We start from the raw sequence: 18,769 nt of genomic DNA on the forward strand, positions 1-18,769 counted from the left end.
CAGTGGGATCAACGCCGCTCCGACGATGATAAGAAGCTTCATGCATGGGAACAGTCGTTGCCGAAGTGCATCGGCAATGTGCTGAAGGAGTTGAACCGCACGCACTACGCGTATGACGAGCGCGGGAACCTGAGCCGCAAGACCGAGCCTAATGGCGTGACGTGGGTTTATGCCTACGACAAGCAGAACCGGCTCACGGAGGCCAAGCGCTACGCGAAGCCGCCAGCGGCGAACGAGATCGACCGCCGGGAGAGGAGCACGGATGGTTTTACTACCTGGATTTCTGGCACTGCGCCGTTCGATGTTGCCGCAAGCTATACCTACGACGCGTTCGGGCGGCGCGTGGCGAAGGAAGTCAGAGGCGCGACAGGCGCAACCGAGCTAACCGTCTTCACATGGGACGGCGATGTGCTGCTCATGGAAGAGCGCTTTGACGAGCTGCCGCGCGAGTATGGACGCGAGCGCAAGTCCGCGAATGCCGCTTATCAGACGGTGCGGGAAGATGAGCAGGACGCGTATTCGCTGCCGGTCGCGCAGCGCATGCACACGTTGGACGTGAGCCATCAGTGGACGCGGGCGTCGCTCTATCTGCACGAACCGGGGACGTTCGTGCCGCTCGCTCGTCTCGATGAGAAGCTGGTCGAACCCGCGTTTCTCGCGACGGGCACCGATGGTGGGTTTGTTCAGGTTCCGGCGAAGAGCCGTCATGCGACGCTGTTCTATCAGAATGACCACCTTGGCACGCCGCAGGAGTTGCTCGACGAGTCGGGTAAGGTTGTGTGGCTGGCGCGGTATAAGGCGTGGGGTGGAAGGAAACCAACGCCCTATGGCAAGACGGATCCGGCCGAAGCGGATAACGCGATTCGGTTCCAAGGCCAATACGCGGACGACGAGACGGGGCTGACGTACAACCGTTATAGATACTACGATTCGAGTTCGGGCCGCTACATTACGCAAGACCCTATCGGTCTTGCAGGCGGAACAAACCTATATCAATATGCGCCTAATCCGGTGCAGTGGATTGATCCACTTGGGTTGTTGAAGCTCGGATACGACAAAAGCTCACGCACCTGGAGTACGCCGAACGGTTTGAGTTACGGGCAAGGGTCCAGACAAGGCAATCGAATTAAGCATGTCTTGGAACATGAGTCTCCAAACTCAAACAAGCCAACTCACTCAGTGTTCTGTACGTGCAAGCGCGGTAGCTCACTAGATATGGTGGATGAAGCTTGGAAGAATCGCGGCCAGCCTCTAGCCGACGATCCGGGCGCCTATATTGTTCCTATGGGCAGAGCAGTCGGTACTGCTGGGGAAACAAGCATCAAGATCATCACTCGTCCAGGGACGAATGAAGTTATTACGGCTTATCCAGTACATTGAAGGGATGAAAGATGATTTGCCCACGGTGTGAGCAAGATTATGTTGTCGAGGCAAGAATCAAAGCGAACGGGCGCTTGATTTATATCTGTCCCGAGTGTGACGCGACATGGTTGTCCAATACTGAAATCAGTTCCGGCAAATTCCAAGATTACGGAACCTACATGGAATCAATCGGACTGTCTCAGTTGTGGGATGAACTGGAGGTGGTCAAGCGCATTTAATGAAGAGGGCCGCTGACGCGGCCCTTTGTTCATTCGGCGGTAATGGTGGGCCGCCCATGTTCAACATTGATCTTGACGCGCTGCCCTGCTACGAATCCGGCGTGCTCGATCCATCGTCCGGCGAGCTTGAGCCACGGAAAACACGGCGGCTCCGTTCGCTGCCAGTAGGGTTTAGTCGAGCGGCTTTCGCGCCGCGACTCTTGAACAGTCACGAACCGTTCCGTAACGTGGGGGCGTGCTTTAAGATTGGTGTCAGCCATGGTCAACTCCTTGCTTGAGTTGGTGGTGGTCAGCGGGCCGTGAGTGTTGGTAGCACTCACGGCCCGCGCTTCGTTTACCTTACAATCGGCATCGGTACTATGATCCGGCGACGGGACGGTTCATCACGCAAGACCCTATCGGTCTTGCAGGCGGAACAAACCTATATCAGTACGCGCCGAACCCGACACAGTGGATCGATCCGCTAGGGTTGGCAAAGGTTTGTTGCTGTGGGGAGCCGTACGTAGATCCGGATGCTCGCTGGCGAGATGTCATGAACGATCCGAATACGCCAAGTTCAATGCGTGGTTGGCTCCAAAATCAGGCACGTAGAGTTGATGCTGGCCAGCAAGCCAATATCAAGGCACCACCGGGGTATGAACTTGCACACAGACCTCGTTTCGAAAATGACTCCGGTTACGATTATTCGCATGCTGACCCGATGTTGGCGGCAGACCATCGAGGCATTCAGCATCGCTATTGGCGCAAGCGGAATGGGTGCTGGTCGGCAAAGATGCCGAGTTCTGGGTCGCCTGGGACCGGCAAGTTGAGTCTCCCGAAGGCGGGCTCTTTACCCTAAGCGAGAAATGATGGCTAAAGCGCGAGTGATAGGCACAACAGTAGATGCGATCCATGCAGCTGAGACGGAATTGGCGCGACGCTTGCCTAAGTCGTTCTCGGATTGGCTTCTGGACAACAACGGCAAACTATTGGGTGCTTTGGTTGTGTTTCCTGTATTCGATGCACGCGATCCCCGCAAAACGTGGGAGTCGATAGTTCGTCACTTCAAAGAAGATTGGCAAGAGTGGCGAGACAACTTCTCAGGTAGCTCTATCGACCTCTCTCAGTTGCTACCGTTTGCGGAATTCGGAACGGGGGATTACTACTGCTTCGACTATGGAACGCTTGGCGATGCCGGAGAGCCTGTTGTAGTTCTTTGGTCGCACGAGACAGGGCAAGCGTCAGCGATTGCTGATAGCTTCGCAGCCTTTCTGACTACGCCCGGTCGACCGGGATAACGATGAGGGAAGCATCTTGGGGCCGCGTGAGCGGCCCTTGTTGTTTCTGGCCTCTAAAGCTCGAAATCGACCAACGCGCGGCTACCCGTTTCTCCCCGATCGGGGAGAAACGCAGCGGCGGCTGTCAGTCTGCCGGCAGCTAGAAAAGCCGTTCCGCGACCACCCGGCGCGCGTCGTCGTTGAGGTGCATTTGCTGAATTCCAGCGATCGCACGGTGCAGCCAGGTATATCAATACGCGCCGAACCCGGTTCGATGGATCGAGCCTCTTGGCTTAACGACATGTCCGTGTCCCGATGATTGCGAGAAGATACTTGAGAACGAGGGTGTCCAAACGGGGCGTCACGGAGATCTCAGAAGGGTTGGCGGGTTGCAAGACTCGCATCACATCTATCAGGACGCCGCAGTCAATGGCATGTCGGGCTACAACTATAACGACGCCCCCGCGATCAGTCTGCAGGGGCGAAATCAAGACGGAACGACCCGGGGGACACCGCACTACAACGCGAACCGCGCGCAAGACCGGGCATCGCTAGGCGGTACACTTGGAAGCGAGACTGTAGTTGCCTTCAATTCATTGAAAGCCGCCGGGCTAAGTTCCAAAGCCGCAAAATGCGCGGTCTTGAAAGCGAGAAGTTACTTCTCCGGGATAGGTGCCAGCGCGGGAGCCAGAACAACCACACCATCAAAGCGAGGTAGATCTAAATGACCAAGTTGAACAACGATGAAGCTTACTTACTTATCACCGAATTCATCGAGGCCATCAATGCTCAAGATGCTCAAACACTTCAAGCAAAGTTCGACGTAACGATGCCCATTCTTGAGGAAATCAAGGAAACGTTGGCAGAGTACTTCTTGGATAACCCACGGATCGGTGTAGCACCACTCGACCGAGCATTTATAGAGCAGCGAGGCTCCCGGCGCTTCATTGATGTTTTTGAGATGAATGGTGGTGAAGCATGGGGAGTGGAAGCAGTGCTCTGGTCAGATGGCAAGCCCCAAGAACCAATTCTCCAAGTCGAAATCCAACGAGACCACGCTCAGATGCGCTTGAGATACAAATATATTGGGTCGTAGCGGTTTGAGAATCGACTAACTTCTAGTTTCTGAAATGACCTCAATTGCATGCGTAGGCGACGCAACCACCCACGGCGGGCGCATCATCACGGGCTCCGACACGATGGACATCAAGGGGCGCGGGGTGGCTCGCATGGGTGATTTGGTGACGTGCCCGGAACACGGCACCAACCCTATTATTCAATGCTCGGACAGGTTGACCGACACGAACGGCAATGGCGTCGCACTCGACGGACATTTGACCGCGTGTGGCAGCCGTCTGATCGCTTACGAGGATCACGGCTCGGTGGGGTAAGGGAAATGGTCGAGCGTCGATGCGCGGCTCGACCTTCGCGACGAGCACCCATAAGGCCCGCCTGGCGCGGGCCTCTACTTATGCGCGCTCGACGTCCTCGCTCGCTTCGTCTTGCGCCTCGCCACCGCCCAACTCGCGCAACTGAACGACGCCTTCAGGTTCCGTCGCGTAGACTTCCGCCTCTCCCGGCGTGAGCGTCGAATCGTTCAGCGTGTCACCGTCCACGATGACCCGAATATCTGAAACTGCCCTGGTTCTCGATATGCACCTTCATTGCTTTGTGTCCTTGGGGTTAGCGTTGCTGCGGGTGGATGAGCCGATTGATCGAGGCCGCGCCGCCGCTTTCATGCTCAGGTAACTGCACGCCGCCGTGTCCGCCCGTATTGGCGATGGTGTTGTGATCGCTTCTATGTAGACGAGCGTGCACCTGTGAAAAATAAGCGCGGCTAGCAGAGCTGCGGCGTAGCGGATGGACATAGCGGAGCGACGCTTTACGAGAGCGCTCCGAAAGCCTTCCACGTTCCCGGCGTGCCTGCTGCGGTGCAGGTCCACCCGGCGACGGCTGTTCCGGCCGGGTTGCTATTGGTCATGCTGTCACCGATGACCCACGTTCCGGAGGTCGGCGGAGCCGTGCCTCGCAATACGCGCTGCCCGGGCAGCAGGTTCCCGCTGTCGAAGGACTGAAATGGCGCTACCGCTGTCGTACTGTCGATAGCTCAATTCCAAACGGCATAGCGGGCACACTGAAATCGTTGCCCGCGACATCAGCGAGTGCCACGGCCCCCGCTTGAAGATTGATAAGCCCAATCGGATATTGCGTGTCGCCTGGGTAGGTCCGCACGTTCCCCTTAATCGATAGCTTGCTGATGGTCACAGTTGCGCTCGTCGAGGAAGCGCCAACCGTGACCGCGCGCTCGTCGCTCGCGCCCGAGCTGTTGACGTTCAGAATGGCGTTACCGTCAACAACGATCGCTTGAACGGTGCATGCTGCCGCTGGCGCACACGCGACACAACCCGCAACTTCGCACTCTGCGATGGAAAGCAAGGTTGAACGGGTCGGCTTCGCCTTCATCGGTTCGCGAGGAGATGCTCGATGTGCCCGTCGAAGCGTGCCGGGTTCGGGCCGCTGCGCGAGCCGCGCATCGCCGCCCAATCCAGAATCTGACGGACCGTACCATTTCCGTGGTAATGGTTAATTTTGCAAAGAAAGTAGGCGCCGCCCCGCACAGGGGCAGTGCCAATAGACCGACGCGAATACGGGATCCGGCGAAAACCAAAACCAAAACCAAAAAATCAAAACGAGTGATGAATCCCCGCCAGCACGATGACTTGATTCGCCGTACTCGACACCCCAGCGGTAAAGAAAGCCGCCTTCACCCCCCCAGTAGCATGCTCATAAAGCGCATTGACATAAAGCTGCGTCGACTTCGACAACATATAGATATCGCCGATTTCGAACTGCGTCCATCGTCCGCCCGCGAACGTCGTCGTCGCCGCGCCGCCCGCGATCCAGTTCCACGCGACCGGTTTAAAGGTCAACCCCGCATCGTATGACTGAAACGTATCGGACTGCCCGTTCGATTGCAGCTTCACGCGCGTATAAAGCGCATGCACGACGAACTTGCCGATCTCATACGACGCACCTGCGCCCATCTCCTCCTGCTTGTCCGCCATGTAAGTCGCCGCCGGCTGACCCTGAAACGTCGTCAGACCGGTCGTCGCGATCGCGGGCGTGCGATTGTGCTCGTTCGAATACGTGGCCGCCGCCTTGAACGGACCGTTCGCATACGTAATGCCGAAGCCGTAGTTGCGGCCCGTCGAGAAGTTCGTCGTGTTGCCGAGGCCCATCATCGCGCCCGCAGAGAAGCCATAGAAGTTCGCCGAGCGGAATTTCACCGAGTTGTCGTAGGGCACCACGCCCGTATCCGCCAATTGATCGATGTTGCCTGGATGGAACGCGTACCAGCTCGCCGCGAGATACGCGGTCGATAGCGGTCCGAGCATGTCGAAGCTGAACGGCGTCTGATGACCGAGCGTCAGCGTGCCGACGTTTTCTTGCTCGAGCCCGAGATACGCCTGCCTATTCCAAAGCGTGCCCGCCTTCGCGAAGTTGCCCGTGTTCGTGTAGAAGCCGTTCTCGAGTTGCGCGACGGTCTTGAGCCCGCCCCCCAAATCCTCGACCACGCGAAAGCCCCAGCGATCCGGCTGCATGTTGCCCTGCTCCTCCATCCACTTCGGATGGCCGCCGACGTTGTTGATATACGCGATGCCGGCATCGAGACTGCCATAGAGCGTGACCGTGCTTTGCGCGGCCGCGCCGGTCGCGACCCCGGCCCCGATGAGCCCCGCTGCGATGATGTGCTTCACCCTTCGTTCTCCTGATTGTGTGGTTCGAGCGCGGGCCTCGCCCGCTTTCCTGTTCCTGCTGATCGCAGTTGTTGCCCTTCCCCAGCAAGACGTCCCGCCACTCGCTTGCGTTCCATATATGGATCACCGTCCTGCCTATGGAAAGTATAGTGAGCTTTCCCGCGCCAAAAAAATAAATTCGTGATGAAGCCGGGTAGACCCTGAGACGACGCGGACACGGCGCATCTGCCGGGCAAAAGGGCTTACGGATCAATGACAAACGGGCGTTCTTACTTCATCCGCGAGCTTTGAACCGCGTCGACTTAAGTGTTTTCACCTAGATATCTACTTTTATATTTTTTCCGAGCCAGTCGACTCCTATAATCACCATACACGAACTGACGTTCCTTTAGTGGAACACAGACGAACCAGAGGAAAGGGTGAAAGATGTCTGAACAATGGCGCTGCGCCGGGCATGCCGGCGATCTGTCGGAAGACGCACCAATCGAATTCAAGCTCGATGACGGCGCGGAAATCGGAATCTACAAAGTGGGCGACGCGCTGTATGCGCTCGAGAACGTCTGCCCGCACGCATATGCGTTGCTGACGCAAGGCTTCGTCGATGGCGACACCGTCGAATGTCCGCTGCACGAAGCGGTGTTTCACATCCCCACGGGCAAATGCCTGAAAGAGCCCGGCGGCCGCGACCTGAAGACGTATTCGGTGCGCCTCGCCGGCGAGGAAATTCAGATCAAGGTGGCGTGACATGGAAAAAGTCGTGAACTTCAACCCGCATCTCAAGCCGTGGCTCGCGCCGCAGCCGAACAACGTCGCCGGCAAGGGCGTGATCGAAAAGCCGGGCGAGACTGAAAACTTCATCTGGCAGACGCGCAAGGCCGAGCCGACGCAATACGAAAACGACTTCGGCGATGCGCTCGAACGCGTCTTCGAAGCGGGCGCGCTGGAACTGGAACAGGTGGTCGCGGGCTTGAACAAGGACGGTTTCCGCACGCCGGAAGGCACCGCATGGACCGCCGACCGCCTCGCCGCCGAACTGCGCACGCTCGCCGAATAAAGAAGGAGCTTCTTCCCATGACCTCCCCTCACCAAACAGTCGCCGTCGATCCCGTTCAGGCCTATCTCGATCGCGGCTTGCGCAATTACTGGTATCCCGTGGCGCCGAGCTGGCAAGTGGCGAATGCGCCCATCGGCTTGACGCGACTCGGCGATCAGATCGTGCTCTGGCGCGACAACGAAGGCAAAGTGCATGCGCTCGAAGATCGCTGTCCGCATCGCGGTGCGCGTCTGTCGCTCGGCTGGAATCTCGGCGGCAGCGTCGCGTGCTGGTATCACGGCATCGAAGTCGATGGCAGCGGCACTGTGCAGAAAGTGCCCGCCGTGTCCGCGTGCCCGCTCGAAGGCCAGAAGTGCGTGAAGTCGTACCCCGTCGAAGAACGCGCGGGCGCGATCTTCCTCTGGTTCGGCGACGACGCCAACAAGGAACCCGCGCCGCTCGTGCTGCCCGAAGAACTCGTCGGCGAGGAATACGCGAGCTTCCTGTGCATGTCGCACTGGAAGTGCAATTACCAGTACGCGATCGACAACGTGATGGACCCGATGCACGGCGCGTATCTCCACGCGACATCGCATTCGATGGCCGAGGGCGACAAGCAGGCCGACATGCGCGTGCGCAAGACCGAAACTGGCTTGATGTTCGAGAAGGTCAATCAGCGCGACGTGAACTTCGACTGGGTGGAGCTCGGCGAAACCGGCTGCCTGTGGATGCGCCTCGCGATTCCGTACAAGAAGAAGTTCGGGCCCGGCGGCAACTTCGGGATCATCGGTTTTGCTACGCCCGTCGACAACGACAACTGCCAGGTCTACTTCTGGCGCACGCGCAAGGTCTCCGGATGGCAGCGCGATGCGTGGCGCTTCCTGTATCGCAATCGTCTCGAAGGACTGCACTGGGCCGTGCTCGAACAAGACCGCTATGTGCTCGAAAGCCTGGCGCCGAACGCACGCGATCACGAATTCCTCTATCAGCACGATGTCGGCATGACGCGCGTGCGTCGCATGTTGAAGCAGCGCGCGCAGCAACATCTCGCCGCGCTCGAAGCATTGCCGAAGAACACGGAGCACGCTCATGCGTGATGCGTCGAAAGCGCTCGACGGCCGTCGCGTGATCGTGACCGGCGGCGCTCGCGGACTCGGCGCGGCCTTCGTGCGCGCGCTCGTCGGGCAAGGCGCGCACGTCGCGTTCGGCGATGTGCTTAGCGAAGAAGGCGAAGCACTTGCGCGCGAACTGCGTGACGTGCACTTCTTCCCGCTCGATCTGAACGAACCGCGAAGCATCGCCGAATTCGTCGAACAAGGCACGAATGCGTTGGGCGGTCTCGATGCGCTCATCAACAACGCCGCGATCACCAACTCGGGCGGCAAGTCCGCCAGCGAGCTCACACCGCAAACATGGGATGCGGTGATGAACGTGAACGTGCGCGGCACTTGGCTGATGAGCGTCGCGTGCCTGCCGCATCTGAAGGATTCGGGACGCGGCGCGATCGTGAACATCGCATCCGATACGGCGCTGTGGGGCGCGCCGAAGCTGCTCGCATACGTCGCGAGCAAGGGCGCGGTGATCGCGATGACGCGCTCGCTCGCCCGCGAGTTCGGCGCGGACAACGTGACCGTCAACGCGATCGCGCCCGGCCTCACCGAAGTGGAAGCCACCGCATATGTGCCCGCCGAGCGTCACGAGTATTACCTCAAAGGCCGCGCATTGACGCGCGCGCAAGTCCCCGACGACGTGAACGGCCCCGTGCTGTTCCTGCTCTCGGATGCGGCGCGCTTCGTAACGGGCCAGTTGCTGCCGGTGAACGGCGGCTTCGTGATGAATTGATTCGCTCTATTTGATTGGAACCTGGAGAAAGCAATGGCCGATGCAGACATCGAACGCAAGTCGTGGGATCAGCCCGCCGAAGCGAGCTTCGCACAATGGATGGACACGCGCGTCGCGCGCCTCGAAACGCGCCGTTACGACTGGGACGCGCTCAAGTTCCAGGCCGACTACGACCCGAAGTATCGTCGCGCGCAGATGCGTTATGTCGGCACTGGCGGCACGGGTGTATCGAAGGACATGAACACGATTCCCGCAGGCAGCTTCACGTTTTCGACGATGGTCATTCCCGCCGGCAACATCGGGCCGAGTCATATTCATATCGACGTAGAAGAGATTTTCTTCGTGCTGCGCGGAAAGATGAAAGTCGTCTGCGAGAAGGACGGACAAACGTGGGAAGCCGTGCTCGGCGAGCGCGATCTCATTTCCGTGCCGCCGGGCGTGTATCGCACGGAGATCAACATCGGCGAGGAAGACGCGCTGATGTGCGTGATGCTCGGCGCGCCGAAACCCATCACGCCGACGTATCCGCCGGATTCGCCGCTGGCGAAGTTGAAGCGCTGAGGCTCGCATGAACATCCAGACGCTCGCGTGCTTTCCCGACACGCATATCGAAACCGCGCACGGCATCACGGGTTATCGCGAGGCAGGTGCGATGCATCGGCGCGCGCTGCCCGTCGTGCTGCTGCATGGGATCGGGTCGGGCGCGGCGTCGTGGGTCCGGCAGATCGGCGCGCTTGGTGCGAAGCGGCGTGTCATCGCATGGGACGCGCCGGGGTATGGCGAATCTAGTTGCATACGTAACGATTCGCCGCTTGCGCTCGATTACGGGCAAGCGTTGCGCGCGTGGCTCGATGCGCTCGATATCGATCGATGCGTGATCGTCGGCCATTCGCTCGGCGCGATCATCGCGGGATCATTCGCCGTGCATACGCCACAGCGCGTCGCGGGCCTGCTGCTGATATCGCCGGCTGCGGGTTATGGCGCTGCATCGAAGGAAGTGCGCGATTCGAAACGCGATGCACGTTTGAAGATGCTGAACGAACTCGGCCCGCAAGGACTCGCACGCGAGCGCAGCGCCAACATGCTTTCGCACTACGCCGACGATGAAGCGCGCGAATGGGTCCGCTGGAACATGGCGCGCATCGTCCCCGCAGGCTATGCGCAAGCGACGCATCTGCTTGCCAACGCCGATCTCGCAGCGGATATCGCGCGCTTTCACGGACGCATCGCGGTCGCCGTCGGCGCGGACGATGCGATCACGCCGCCCGACGCATGCGAGCGCATCGCGCAGGCCGCGCGGGTCAATCTGCAAGTGATGCCGCGTGCGGGCCATGCAGGCTACGTCGAATCACCCGCTGCATACACCGCATTGATCGATGCGTTTTGCGAAAGCATCGAATGCCACACGAAAGACGGAGTACCGCAATGACATCCCTCGCCACGGAAGAAGCCGACAATGGCGAACCGACTTACATCGTGCCGGGACTCGAACGCGGATTGAAGATCCTCACCGAGTTCTCGCCGCGCGAACCGGTGCTTGGCGCGCCCGAATTGTCGCGACGCCTCGGCATTCCGCGCACGACGGTTTTCCGCCTGTTGCAGACGCTCGAATCGCTCGGCTTTCTGGAGCGCGCGGACAAGGACCGCAACTATCGGCTGGGCGTCGCCGTGCTGCGTCTCGGCTTCGAATATCTGAGCTCGCTCGAACTCACCGATCTCGGCCTGCCGATCATCGAAGCATTGCGCGACGCGACCGGTCTCACGAGCCACATTCTCATTCGCGATGGGCGCGATGTCGTGTTCGTCGCGAAAGCGCAGAGTCACGCGCCTATCTTCAGTTCGGTGAAGGTGAACGTCGGCACGCGCCTTCCCGCCCATGCGACGACGCACGGCCACGTTCTGATGGGCGATCTTTCGCTCGATGAACTGCGCGCGCTCTACCCGGAAGCGCATCTCGAACGCTTCACGACGTCCACGCCCGAAACGGTCGAAGAGCTCTTCGAGCGCGTGAAGGAAGACGCCGAACGCGGCTACGCGACAAGCCAGTCGTCGTTCGAGCGCGGCATATCGGTCGTCACCGCGCCCGTTCGCAACGACACGGGACGCATCGTCGCCGTCATCACGACGACGATTCCGCGTCCCGAGATCGACGCAGCGTTGCTCGACAGCGGTCTCGTCGACAAGGTTCGCGAAGCCGCCGAGGCGCTCTCGATGCGTCTCAACTATCGCCCGGGCGCGCGTGCTTCCGCGTCGAACCGCTACATGAAATCTCTGGGGTTGCAATGATTCGAATCGATCTCTCGGACCAGGTCGCTGTCGTCACCGGCGGTTCGTCGGGCATCGGTCTCGCGACGGCGAAGTTGTTCTTGCAAGCGGGCGCATCGGTGGCCATTTGCGGGCGCGACAGCGAACGTCTGCAAGGCGCGCAGGCAACGCTCGCCGATGAATTCCCGCAAGCGCAACTGTTCGCCGCGCGTTGCGACGTGCTCGACGCGGACCAAGTGAACGCATTCGCATCGCAGGTAATGCAACGCTTCGGCCGCGTCGACATGCTCGTGAATAACGCGGGTCAGGGCCGCGTCTCCACATTCGCCGATACCACCGACGACGCCTGGCGCGACGAACTGGAACTGAAGTACTTCAGCATCATTCGTCCGACGCGCGCCTTCTTGCCGATGCTGAAAGATGCGCCTTCGCCCGCGATCGTCTGCGTGAACTCGCTGCTCGCGCTGCAACCGGAGCCGCATATGGTCGCGACTTCATCAGCGCGCGCGGGCGTGTTGAGTCTCGTGAAATCGCTTGCGACGGAACTCGCGCCGCAACGCATCCGCGTGAATTCGATTCTCATCGGCATCGTCGAATCGGGGCAATGGAAGCGTCGCTACCAGAACTATTTGAACGAAAACGCCGATAACCCCACGCGCCAAAGCTGGGAAGAATGGACCGGCGAGCTCGCGCGCAAGAAAAACATTCCGCTCGCCCGCTTCGGCTTGCCCGAAGAAGCGGCGCAGGCGCTCTTCTATCTCGCAACAACGCTGTCGTCGTACACGACCGGCAGCCATATCGATGTTTCCGGAGGCTTTGCTCGTCATGTCTGAAAAAACCACGGTCGGCGAACTGATCGCCGCGTTCCTCGAACAATGCGGCGTCCGCACGGCGTTCGGCGTGATCTCGATTCACAACATGCCGATCCTCGATGCGATCGGGCGTCGCGGCAACATCCGCTATGTCGGCGCGCGCGGCGAAGCGGGCGCCCTGAACATGGCCGACGGCCTCGCGCGCGTATCCGGCGAACTCGGCGTCGCGTTCACGTCGACGGGCACGGCTGCCGGCAACGCAGCGGGCGCGATGGTCGAAGCGCTGACCGCGGGCACGGCGTTGCTGCATATCACCGGGCAGATCGAAACCGAGTATCTCGATCAGGATCTCGCGTATATCCACGAAGCGCCCGATCAGTTGTCGATGCTGCAATCCATCTCCAAGGCGGCGTTTCGCGTACGCACCGTGGACACCGCGTTGCCGACGATTCGCGAAGCCGTGCGCGTCGCGCTCACTGCGCCTGCGGGCCCGGTGAGCGTCGAGATTCCCATCGACATTCAGGCCGCTGAAATCGAATGGCCCGCCGATCTCGCCGCGCCGCACGTCGGCATGCTCACGCACGACAGTCTGCGCGTGAAGCAGCTCGCCGATGCGCTCACGAACGCGAAGCGTCCGTTGCTATGGCTCGGCGGCGGCACGCGTCATGCACGCGGCGCGGTCGAGCGCCTCGTGAAGCTCGGCTTCGGCGTGGTGACGAGCGTGCAAGGTCGCGGCGTGCTGCCGGAAGATCATCCGGCGACGCTCGGCGCATTCAACGTGCATCCGTCCGTCGAAGCGTTCTACAAGACCTGCGATGCGCTCGTCGTCGTCGGCTCGCGTCTGCGCGGCAACGAAACGCTGAAGTACAAGCTCGCGCTGCCGCAGCCGCTTTATCGCATCGACGCCGATGCGCTCGCCGATAACCGCGGCTATCGCAACGAACTCTTCGTGCATGGCGATGCATCGCGCGTGCTCGATGAACTCGCGACGCTGCTCGAAGGCCGCATCCGCATCGATGCCGCGTTCGCGAGCGATCTCGCGGCAGCGCGCGAAACGGCCGTCGCGGAAGTGTCGAAGGGACTTGGACCGTACAAGCGTCTCGTCGATTCGCTGCAACGCGCGGTGGGCCGCGATTACAACTGGGTCCGCGACGTGACGATCTCCAACAGCACGTGGGGCAACCGCCTGCTGAAGATTTTCAATCCGCGCGCGGGCGTGCATGCGCTCGGCGGCGGCATCGGGCAAGGCATGCAGATGGCGATCGGCGCCGCGCTTTCGGGCGCGGCGAAGAAGACTGTCGCGCTCGTCGGCGATGGCGGTCTGATGGTCAATGTCGGCGAGCTCGCAACCGCCGTGCAGGAAAAGGCCAACGTCATGATCGTGCTGATGAACGATCAATGCTACGGCGTGATCCGCAACATTCAGGACGCGAACTACGGCGGACGCCGCATGTTCGTCGATCTGCATCAGCCGGATTTCGCGCAGTTCTGCGCGAGTCTCGGCCTTGCGCATCGCCGCATCACGTCGCTCGATCAGGCCGATGACATCGTGCGCGAAGGGCTCGCGATCGATGGCCCGGTGCTGGTCGAAGTGGACATGCTGTCGGTCGGCTCGTTCGCGACCGCGTTCGCCGGGCCGCCCGTCAAGAAGGAAGAGCCGAAGGAGCCGGAATATGCGTGATCCCCTCCATGCACGGCAAGCGATCGACATCGCGATGATCGGCTTCGGCGCGATCGGTTCGGCGGTGTATCGCGCGCTCGACAACGATCCGCTCGTTCGCATCTCGCATGTGATCGTGCCGGAACGCGATCGCGACAACGTGCGCGCCGTGCTCGGCGATAACGTCGATGTTGTGTCGCACGTCGATGCGCTCGCCAGTCATCCGGAATTCGCGCTCGAATGCGCGGGACATGCGGCGCTCGTCGATCATGTCGTGCCGTTGCTGAAGTCGGGCACGGATTGCGCGGTCGCATCGATCGGCGCGCTGTCGGAAGCCGGCTTGCTCGATGCCCTCGCCAATGCCGCCAATGAAGGCGCGGCCACGATCACGCTGCTCTCGGGTGCGATCGGCGGCGTCGATGCGCTCGCCGCCGCGAAGGAAGGCGGCCTGGACGACGTGCAGTACACCGGCCGCAAGCCGCCGCTCGGCTGGCTCGGCACGCCTGCTGAAACGCTCTGCGATCTGAAGTCGCTGACTGAAGAGAAGGTCATCTTCGAAGGCACTGCGCGCGATGCGGCGCGTCTCTATCCGAAGAACGCGAACGTCGCGGCGACCATTGCGTTAGCGGGACTCGGACTCGATGGCACACGCGTGCGTCTCATCGCCGATCCGGCTGTCGAGCGCAACGTGCATCGCATCGTCGCACGCGGCGCGTTCGGCGAGATGTCGCTGGAAATGTGCGGCAAGCCGTTGCCGTCGAATCCGAAGACATCGGCGTTGACTGCATTCAGCGCGATCCGTGCGTTGCGCAATCGCGCCGCGCGTTGCGTCATCTAAGGAGCTTCAGAAAGATGAATCATCCCGACACTTCGCTCGTAACGTCCGGCGATATCTATATCGGCGGCGAGTGGCGCAAAGGGCGCGGCAATCAGTACGCGAGCATCTATCCCGCCGATCAATCCGTCAACGCGGAGATCAGCACCGCCGACGCCGACGACGCGCGCGAAGCCGTCGAGATCGCGGATCGCGCTTACAGGCAGGCCGATTGGGCCGGACTGAAGCCGCATCAGCGTGCTGCGGTTCTGCATCGCATCGCGAATCTGATCGAAGCGCGTCATGAAGCGCTCGCGCAATTGCAGCGCCGCGACAACGGCAAGCCGATCAGCGAAACGCGCGCCCTGGTCACGAGCGCGGCCAACACGTTCCGCTACTTCGCAGCGTGCCTCGAAACGCTCGAAGAAGAACTCACGCCTTCGCGCGGCGATTATCTGACGATGAGCGTGCACGAACCGCTCGGCGTCATCGCGGCAATCACGCCGTGGAATTCGCCGATCGCATCCGATGCGCAAAAGCTCGCGCCTGCGCTCGCGGCCGGCAACGCGGTCGTGCTGAAGCCCGCTGAAGTGACGCCGCTGGCATCGCTTGCGCTCGCGCGCATCTGCGAGGAAGCGGGCGTGCCGAAAGGGGTCGTGAGCGTGTTGCCCGGCAAGGGCTCGGTCATCGGCGATGCGCTCGTGCGTCATCCGCTCGTCAAGAAGGTCGCGTTCACGGGCGGCACCGAAGTCGGTCGCGGTATTGCGCGTCTTGCCGCGGAAAAGCTGATGCCGGTATCGCTCGAACTGGGCGGCAAGTCGCCGACCATCGTCTATGCCGATGCCGATCTCGATCACGCAGTGAACGGCGTGCTGTACGGCATCTTCAGTTCATCGGGCGAATCGTGCATCGCGGGATCGCGGCTCTTCGTCGAACGCAAGGTGTACGGCGAGTTCATGTCGCGTCTCGTCGATCGCGCACGCGGGCTGCGCGTCGGCGATCCCACGCGCGAAATCACGCAGATGGGTCCGCTCATCACATCGCAGCATCGCGAGAGCATCGAACGCTATGTCGCGCTCGGTCTCGAAGAAGGCGGCACGCTGTTATGCGGCGGCGAACGTCCGACGGGCGATGGCCGCGAGAAAGGCTTCTTCTATCTGCCGACGATCATCGAAGGTCTCGCGAACGATGCGCGCATGTGTCAGGAAGAAATCTTCGGCCCGGTGCTTGCCGCCCTGCCCTTCGACGACGAAGCCGCGTTGTTGCAACAAGCGAACGACAGCGTGTTCGGTCTCGCCGCCGGCATCTGGACGCGCGACTACAAGCGCGCATGGAACCTCGCGCGCGCGTTGAGCGCGGGCACGGTCTGGATCAACACGTACAAGCAGTTTTCGATTTCGACGCCTTTCGGCGGATGGAAAGACAGCGGCATGGGACGCGAGAAAGGCCGTCTCGGCCTGCGCGAATACATGCAGCAAAAGAGCCTGTACTGGGGCTTGAACGATGCCCCGCTGCCGTGGGCGAACTGAAGGAGTTGCCATGACGATCCTTGGCATTGAACGCATCACCTACGGCGTGACCGATCTCGACACCTGCCGGCGCTTTTTCGCGGACTGGGGATTGAAGGAAGTCGCGCACGATGAAGCGCGCGCGCGTTTCGAAACGCTCAACGGCTGCGAAGTGCTGCTTGCATTGGCCGACGATCCCGCGCTGCCGCCCGCATTCGAAGGCGGTCCGACGTTGCGCGAAGTGACGTGGTCCGTCGCGACGCGCGCCGAACTCGACGCATTGCGCGGACGCTTCGCGGGCCAGCCCGGTCACATCGAAACCGACGATGCGGTCGGTTGCATCGATCCGAACGGCATGGCGATTCGTGTGGAAGTGACGAAGAAGCGCGACATCGACGTGAAGGGCTCACTGTCGAACGTGTGGGGCAACGCGCAGCGCATCGATACGCCGAGCCCCGTCTATGAGCGCGCGGAACCCGTCGAAGTGGGACACGTCGTGTTCTTCACGAACTGCGTCGCGGAGCAGGAAAAGTTCTATCACGAGCTGCTCGGCTTCGAGACATCGGATCGCTATCCGGGACGCGGCGCGTTCATGCGTTGCGCGCCGCATGGCGGTCATCACGATTTGTTTCTCTTGCAACTACCCGATGGAAAACGCGGCCTGAATCACGTCGCGTTCACGGTGCGCGACATCCACGAAGTCTTCGGCGGCGGCCTGCATATCAGCCGCTGCGGATGGACCACGCAACTCGGACCGGGACGTCATCCGGTTTCGTCGGCGTACTTCTGGTACTTCAAGAATCCGGCGGGCGGTCTCATCGAGTATTACGCGGATGAAGACGTGCTCACGCCCGAATGGCAGCCGCGCGAGTTCGAGCCGGGTCCGACCGTGTTTGCGGAATGGGCCGTCGATGGAGGTCTCGACGGCAACACGCGCCGCCAGAAAGAGGCGAAGGCGCCCGAAGGCAAGTTCATGACGGAGCGGAAAAATGGCTGATCTTCAGACAGTCGTCGTGATCGGCGGCGGACAGGCGGCGGGCTGGATCGTGAAGACGTTGCGCAAGGAGGGCTTCGATGGCCGCGTCGTGATGATCGCCGACGAGATTCATCTTCCTTATGAGCGCCCGCCGTTGTCGAAGGCCGTGCTCGCGGGCGAAGCGGATATCGAAACCGTGCGTCTCGTCGATCACGATGCATTCGCCGCGTTGAACGTCGAAGCGTGGCAGCCGGAACGCGCGACGTCGATCGATCGCGATGCGCGCATCGTGCGTACCGCGAGTGGACGCGAAGTGCAGTACGACCGGCTTGTCATCGCAACGGGCGGTGCGGCGCGCCGTCTGCCGGCATCGCTCGTGAAGACTTCGCATCTTGCCTATCTGCGCACGCTCGACGATGCGGTGCATATCGGCAAGCGTCTGCGCGAGAGTCATGCGAAGCGCCTGCTCGTGATCGGCGGCGGATGGATCGGCCTTGAAGTCGCGGCGACCGCGAAGAAGCTCGGCGTCGATGTGACCGTGATCGAAGGTGCGCCGCGTCTGTGCGGACGTTCGGTGCCCGCGAGCGTGTCGGACTTTCTGCTGAAGTTGCATCGCGATAACGGTGTCGATGTGCGTTTGAATGCATCGGTCGTATCGCTCGAAGACTGCGAAGGCGGCGTGCGCGCTTCGATGGCCGATGGCACGTTCATCGACGCCGGCTTTGCCGTCGCGGGCATCGGTCTCGCGCCGCACACGGCGCTCGCGGAAAGCGCGGGCATCGAAGTGAACGACGGCATCGTCGTCGATGAATTCGGCGCGACCCACGATGCACATGTGTTCGCTTGCGGCGATGTCGCCAATCATCCGAATGCGTGGCTGAAGCGCCGCGTGCGTCTGGAATCGTGGGCGAACGCGCAGAACCAGGCGATCGCGACGGCCCGCGCCGTGCTCGGCGTTCGCACGCCGTATGCGGAGATTCCGTGGTTCTGGTCGGATCAGTACGACGTGAACCTGCAGATTCTCGGCGACATTCCGCCGGGCGCGACGCCTGTCGTGCGCGGCGATCTGGACGCGCGTCGTGCATCGCTCTTCTTCTTCGAAGGCGATGTATTGCGCGGCGTCATCGCGATCAACGCGACGCGCGATCTGAAGGTCGCGAAGAAATGGATGAGCCAGGGACGCGCGGTCGATATCGCGTCGCTCGCGGATACGGCGAAGGCACTCGCATAACACATTGACGGGA

22 protein-coding genes and 1 pseudogene are annotated in these 18,769 nt (G+C 61.1%); 20 read left to right on the forward strand and 3 right to left on the reverse strand.

The window, feature by feature from the left end:
- A partial coding sequence (locus tag NCR93_RS26900) for an RHS repeat-associated core domain-containing protein (protein ID WP_241814152.1) occupies positions 1-1,380 on the forward strand: 1,380 nt, incomplete at its 5' end.
- A gap of 250 nt (positions 1,381-1,630) precedes the next feature.
- Here NCR93_RS26900 and NCR93_RS26910 read toward each other — a convergent pair.
- Positions 1,631-1,861, reverse strand: a complete 231-nt coding sequence (locus tag NCR93_RS26910) for a SymE family type I addiction module toxin (RefSeq protein ID WP_175980350.1) — start codon at positions 1,859-1,861, stop codon at positions 1,631-1,633.
- A gap of 74 nt (positions 1,862-1,935) precedes the next feature.
- Between NCR93_RS26910 and NCR93_RS32055 the strand changes: the two are divergent.
- The 6 genes and pseudogenes from NCR93_RS32055 to NCR93_RS26930 all read left to right on the forward strand — a co-directional run.
- Positions 1,936-2,080, forward strand: a pseudogene (locus NCR93_RS32055) (RHS repeat-associated core domain-containing protein); the annotation flags it as partial.
- Positions 2,056-2,439, forward strand: coding sequence for a polymorphic toxin type 8 domain-containing protein (locus NCR93_RS26915; RefSeq protein WP_502799860.1), 384 nt, complete (start codon positions 2,056-2,058; stop codon positions 2,437-2,439). The pseudogene NCR93_RS32055 and the gene NCR93_RS26915, both read left to right, overlap by 25 nt.
- Positions 2,440-2,449: 10 nt before the next feature.
- Entirely contained in the window at positions 2,450-2,878 is a 429-nt protein-coding gene (locus NCR93_RS26920; RefSeq protein ID WP_175980369.1) for an SMI1/KNR4 family protein, read from the forward strand.
- Positions 2,879-3,186: 308 nt separating this feature from the next.
- Complete coding sequence (locus NCR93_RS32160; protein ID WP_502799861.1) at positions 3,187-3,585, forward strand: hypothetical protein; 399 nt, start codon at positions 3,187-3,189, stop codon at positions 3,583-3,585.
- A complete protein-coding gene (locus NCR93_RS26925) occupies positions 3,582-3,953 on the forward strand; it encodes a hypothetical protein (RefSeq protein ID WP_175980348.1) in 372 nt (123 codons plus the stop codon). Before NCR93_RS32160 ends, NCR93_RS26925 begins: the two co-directional genes overlap by 4 nt.
- A gap of 34 nt (positions 3,954-3,987) precedes the next feature.
- The gene (locus NCR93_RS26930; RefSeq protein ID WP_175980347.1) at positions 3,988-4,248 is read left to right on the forward strand and encodes a PAAR domain-containing protein; all 261 of its coding nucleotides are present in this window, start codon (positions 3,988-3,990) and stop codon (positions 4,246-4,248) included.
- Between the two features lie 78 nt (positions 4,249-4,326).
- Here NCR93_RS26930 and NCR93_RS26935 read toward each other — a convergent pair whose 3' ends face one another.
- Both NCR93_RS26935 and NCR93_RS26940 read right to left on the reverse strand, forming a co-directional pair.
- Complete coding sequence (locus tag NCR93_RS26935) at positions 4,327-4,473, reverse strand: hypothetical protein (RefSeq protein WP_175980346.1); 147 nt, start codon at positions 4,471-4,473, stop codon at positions 4,327-4,329.
- Positions 4,474-5,541: 1,068 nt separating this feature from the next.
- A complete protein-coding gene (locus NCR93_RS26940) occupies positions 5,542-6,615 on the reverse strand; it encodes a porin (RefSeq protein WP_008345987.1) in 1,074 nt (357 codons plus the stop codon).
- Positions 6,616-7,041: 426 nt separating this feature from the next.
- Here NCR93_RS26940 and NCR93_RS26945 point away from each other — a divergent pair, with 426 nt between their 5' ends.
- The 13 genes from NCR93_RS26945 to NCR93_RS27005 are packed head-to-tail and all read left to right on the forward strand — an operon-like array spanning position 7,042 to position 18,756.
- Positions 7,042-7,359, forward strand: a complete 318-nt coding sequence (locus NCR93_RS26945) for a non-heme iron oxygenase ferredoxin subunit (protein ID WP_008345991.1) — start codon at positions 7,042-7,044, stop codon at positions 7,357-7,359.
- 1 nt (position 7,360) lies between these two features.
- Complete coding sequence (locus NCR93_RS26950; protein WP_175980345.1) at positions 7,361-7,669, forward strand: recombinase-like helix-turn-helix domain-containing protein; 309 nt, start codon at positions 7,361-7,363, stop codon at positions 7,667-7,669.
- A gap of 17 nt (positions 7,670-7,686) precedes the next feature.
- Positions 7,687-8,745, forward strand: a complete 1,059-nt coding sequence (locus NCR93_RS26955; protein WP_175980344.1) for an aromatic ring-hydroxylating dioxygenase subunit alpha — start codon at positions 7,687-7,689, stop codon at positions 8,743-8,745.
- On the forward strand, positions 8,738-9,490 hold the full coding sequence (locus NCR93_RS26960; protein WP_008345996.1) for an SDR family oxidoreductase: 753 nt from the start codon (positions 8,738-8,740) through the stop codon (positions 9,488-9,490). The genes NCR93_RS26955 and NCR93_RS26960 overlap by 8 nt, the downstream gene beginning before the upstream one ends.
- A 33-nt stretch (positions 9,491-9,523) precedes the next feature.
- Positions 9,524-10,051 (forward strand): cupin domain-containing protein, encoded by a 528-nt coding sequence (locus NCR93_RS26965; protein ID WP_008345999.1) that lies wholly within the window; start codon positions 9,524-9,526, stop codon positions 10,049-10,051.
- A 7-nt stretch (positions 10,052-10,058) separates the two neighbouring features.
- Positions 10,059-10,919: an alpha/beta fold hydrolase gene (locus NCR93_RS26970; protein WP_175980343.1), complete on the forward strand. Its 861-nt coding sequence runs from the start codon at positions 10,059-10,061 to the stop codon at positions 10,917-10,919.
- Entirely contained in the window at positions 10,916-11,776 is an 861-nt protein-coding gene (locus tag NCR93_RS26975) for an IclR family transcriptional regulator (protein ID WP_175980342.1), read from the forward strand. The genes NCR93_RS26970 and NCR93_RS26975 overlap by 4 nt, the downstream gene beginning before the upstream one ends.
- A complete protein-coding gene (locus NCR93_RS26980) occupies positions 11,773-12,588 on the forward strand; it encodes an SDR family oxidoreductase (protein WP_175980341.1) in 816 nt (271 codons plus the stop codon). The genes NCR93_RS26975 and NCR93_RS26980 overlap by 4 nt, the downstream gene beginning before the upstream one ends.
- Positions 12,581-14,248, forward strand: a complete 1,668-nt coding sequence (locus NCR93_RS26985) for a thiamine pyrophosphate-binding protein (RefSeq protein WP_008346007.1) — start codon at positions 12,581-12,583, stop codon at positions 14,246-14,248. Before NCR93_RS26980 ends, NCR93_RS26985 begins: the two co-directional genes overlap by 8 nt.
- Positions 14,241-15,065 (forward strand): aspartate dehydrogenase, encoded by an 825-nt coding sequence (locus NCR93_RS26990; protein WP_008346008.1) that lies wholly within the window; start codon positions 14,241-14,243, stop codon positions 15,063-15,065. Before NCR93_RS26985 ends, NCR93_RS26990 begins: the two co-directional genes overlap by 8 nt.
- A 14-nt stretch (positions 15,066-15,079) precedes the next feature.
- Positions 15,080-16,570: an aldehyde dehydrogenase gene (locus NCR93_RS26995; RefSeq protein ID WP_175980340.1), complete on the forward strand. Its 1,491-nt coding sequence runs from the start codon at positions 15,080-15,082 to the stop codon at positions 16,568-16,570.
- Between the two features lie 10 nt (positions 16,571-16,580).
- A complete protein-coding gene (locus tag NCR93_RS27000) occupies positions 16,581-17,546 on the forward strand; it encodes a VOC family protein (protein ID WP_008346011.1) in 966 nt (321 codons plus the stop codon).
- Positions 17,539-18,756, forward strand: coding sequence for an NAD(P)/FAD-dependent oxidoreductase (locus tag NCR93_RS27005; RefSeq protein ID WP_175980339.1), 1,218 nt, complete (start codon positions 17,539-17,541; stop codon positions 18,754-18,756). Before NCR93_RS27000 ends, NCR93_RS27005 begins: the two co-directional genes overlap by 8 nt.
- Positions 18,757-18,769 lie beyond the last annotated feature (13 nt).

The organism is Caballeronia sp. ATUFL_F1_KS39, from assembly GCF_023630985.1.
GTDB classification, from domain to species: Bacteria; Pseudomonadota; Gammaproteobacteria; order Burkholderiales; family Burkholderiaceae; genus Caballeronia; species Caballeronia zhejiangensis.

Coding starts and splice junctions, on each gene's coding strand:
- NCR93_RS26910 (WP_175980350.1), bottom strand. CDS start 1,861: ATGGCTGACACCAATCTTAAAGCACGCCCCCACGTTACGGAACGGTTC.
- NCR93_RS26920 (WP_175980369.1), top strand. CDS start 2,450: ATGGCTAAAGCGCGAGTGATAGGCACAACAGTAGATGCGATCCATGCA.
- NCR93_RS26925 (WP_175980348.1), top strand. CDS start 3,582: ATGACCAAGTTGAACAACGATGAAGCTTACTTACTTATCACCGAATTC.
- NCR93_RS26930 (WP_175980347.1), top strand. CDS start 3,988: ATGACCTCAATTGCATGCGTAGGCGACGCAACCACCCACGGCGGGCGC.
- NCR93_RS26945 (WP_008345991.1), top strand. CDS start 7,042: ATGTCTGAACAATGGCGCTGCGCCGGGCATGCCGGCGATCTGTCGGAA.
- NCR93_RS26950 (WP_175980345.1), top strand. CDS start 7,361: ATGGAAAAAGTCGTGAACTTCAACCCGCATCTCAAGCCGTGGCTCGCG.
- NCR93_RS26955 (WP_175980344.1), top strand. CDS start 7,687: ATGACCTCCCCTCACCAAACAGTCGCCGTCGATCCCGTTCAGGCCTAT.
- NCR93_RS26960 (WP_008345996.1), top strand. CDS start 8,738: ATGCGTGATGCGTCGAAAGCGCTCGACGGCCGTCGCGTGATCGTGACC.
- NCR93_RS26965 (WP_008345999.1), top strand. CDS start 9,524: ATGGCCGATGCAGACATCGAACGCAAGTCGTGGGATCAGCCCGCCGAA.
- NCR93_RS26970 (WP_175980343.1), top strand. CDS start 10,059: ATGAACATCCAGACGCTCGCGTGCTTTCCCGACACGCATATCGAAACC.
- NCR93_RS26975 (WP_175980342.1), top strand. CDS start 10,916: ATGACATCCCTCGCCACGGAAGAAGCCGACAATGGCGAACCGACTTAC.
- NCR93_RS26980 (WP_175980341.1), top strand. CDS start 11,773: ATGATTCGAATCGATCTCTCGGACCAGGTCGCTGTCGTCACCGGCGGT.
- NCR93_RS26985 (WP_008346007.1), top strand. CDS start 12,581: ATGTCTGAAAAAACCACGGTCGGCGAACTGATCGCCGCGTTCCTCGAA.
- NCR93_RS26990 (WP_008346008.1), top strand. CDS start 14,241: ATGCGTGATCCCCTCCATGCACGGCAAGCGATCGACATCGCGATGATC.
- NCR93_RS26995 (WP_175980340.1), top strand. CDS start 15,080: ATGAATCATCCCGACACTTCGCTCGTAACGTCCGGCGATATCTATATC.
- NCR93_RS27000 (WP_008346011.1), top strand. CDS start 16,581: ATGACGATCCTTGGCATTGAACGCATCACCTACGGCGTGACCGATCTC.
- NCR93_RS27005 (WP_175980339.1), top strand. CDS start 17,539: ATGGCTGATCTTCAGACAGTCGTCGTGATCGGCGGCGGACAGGCGGCG.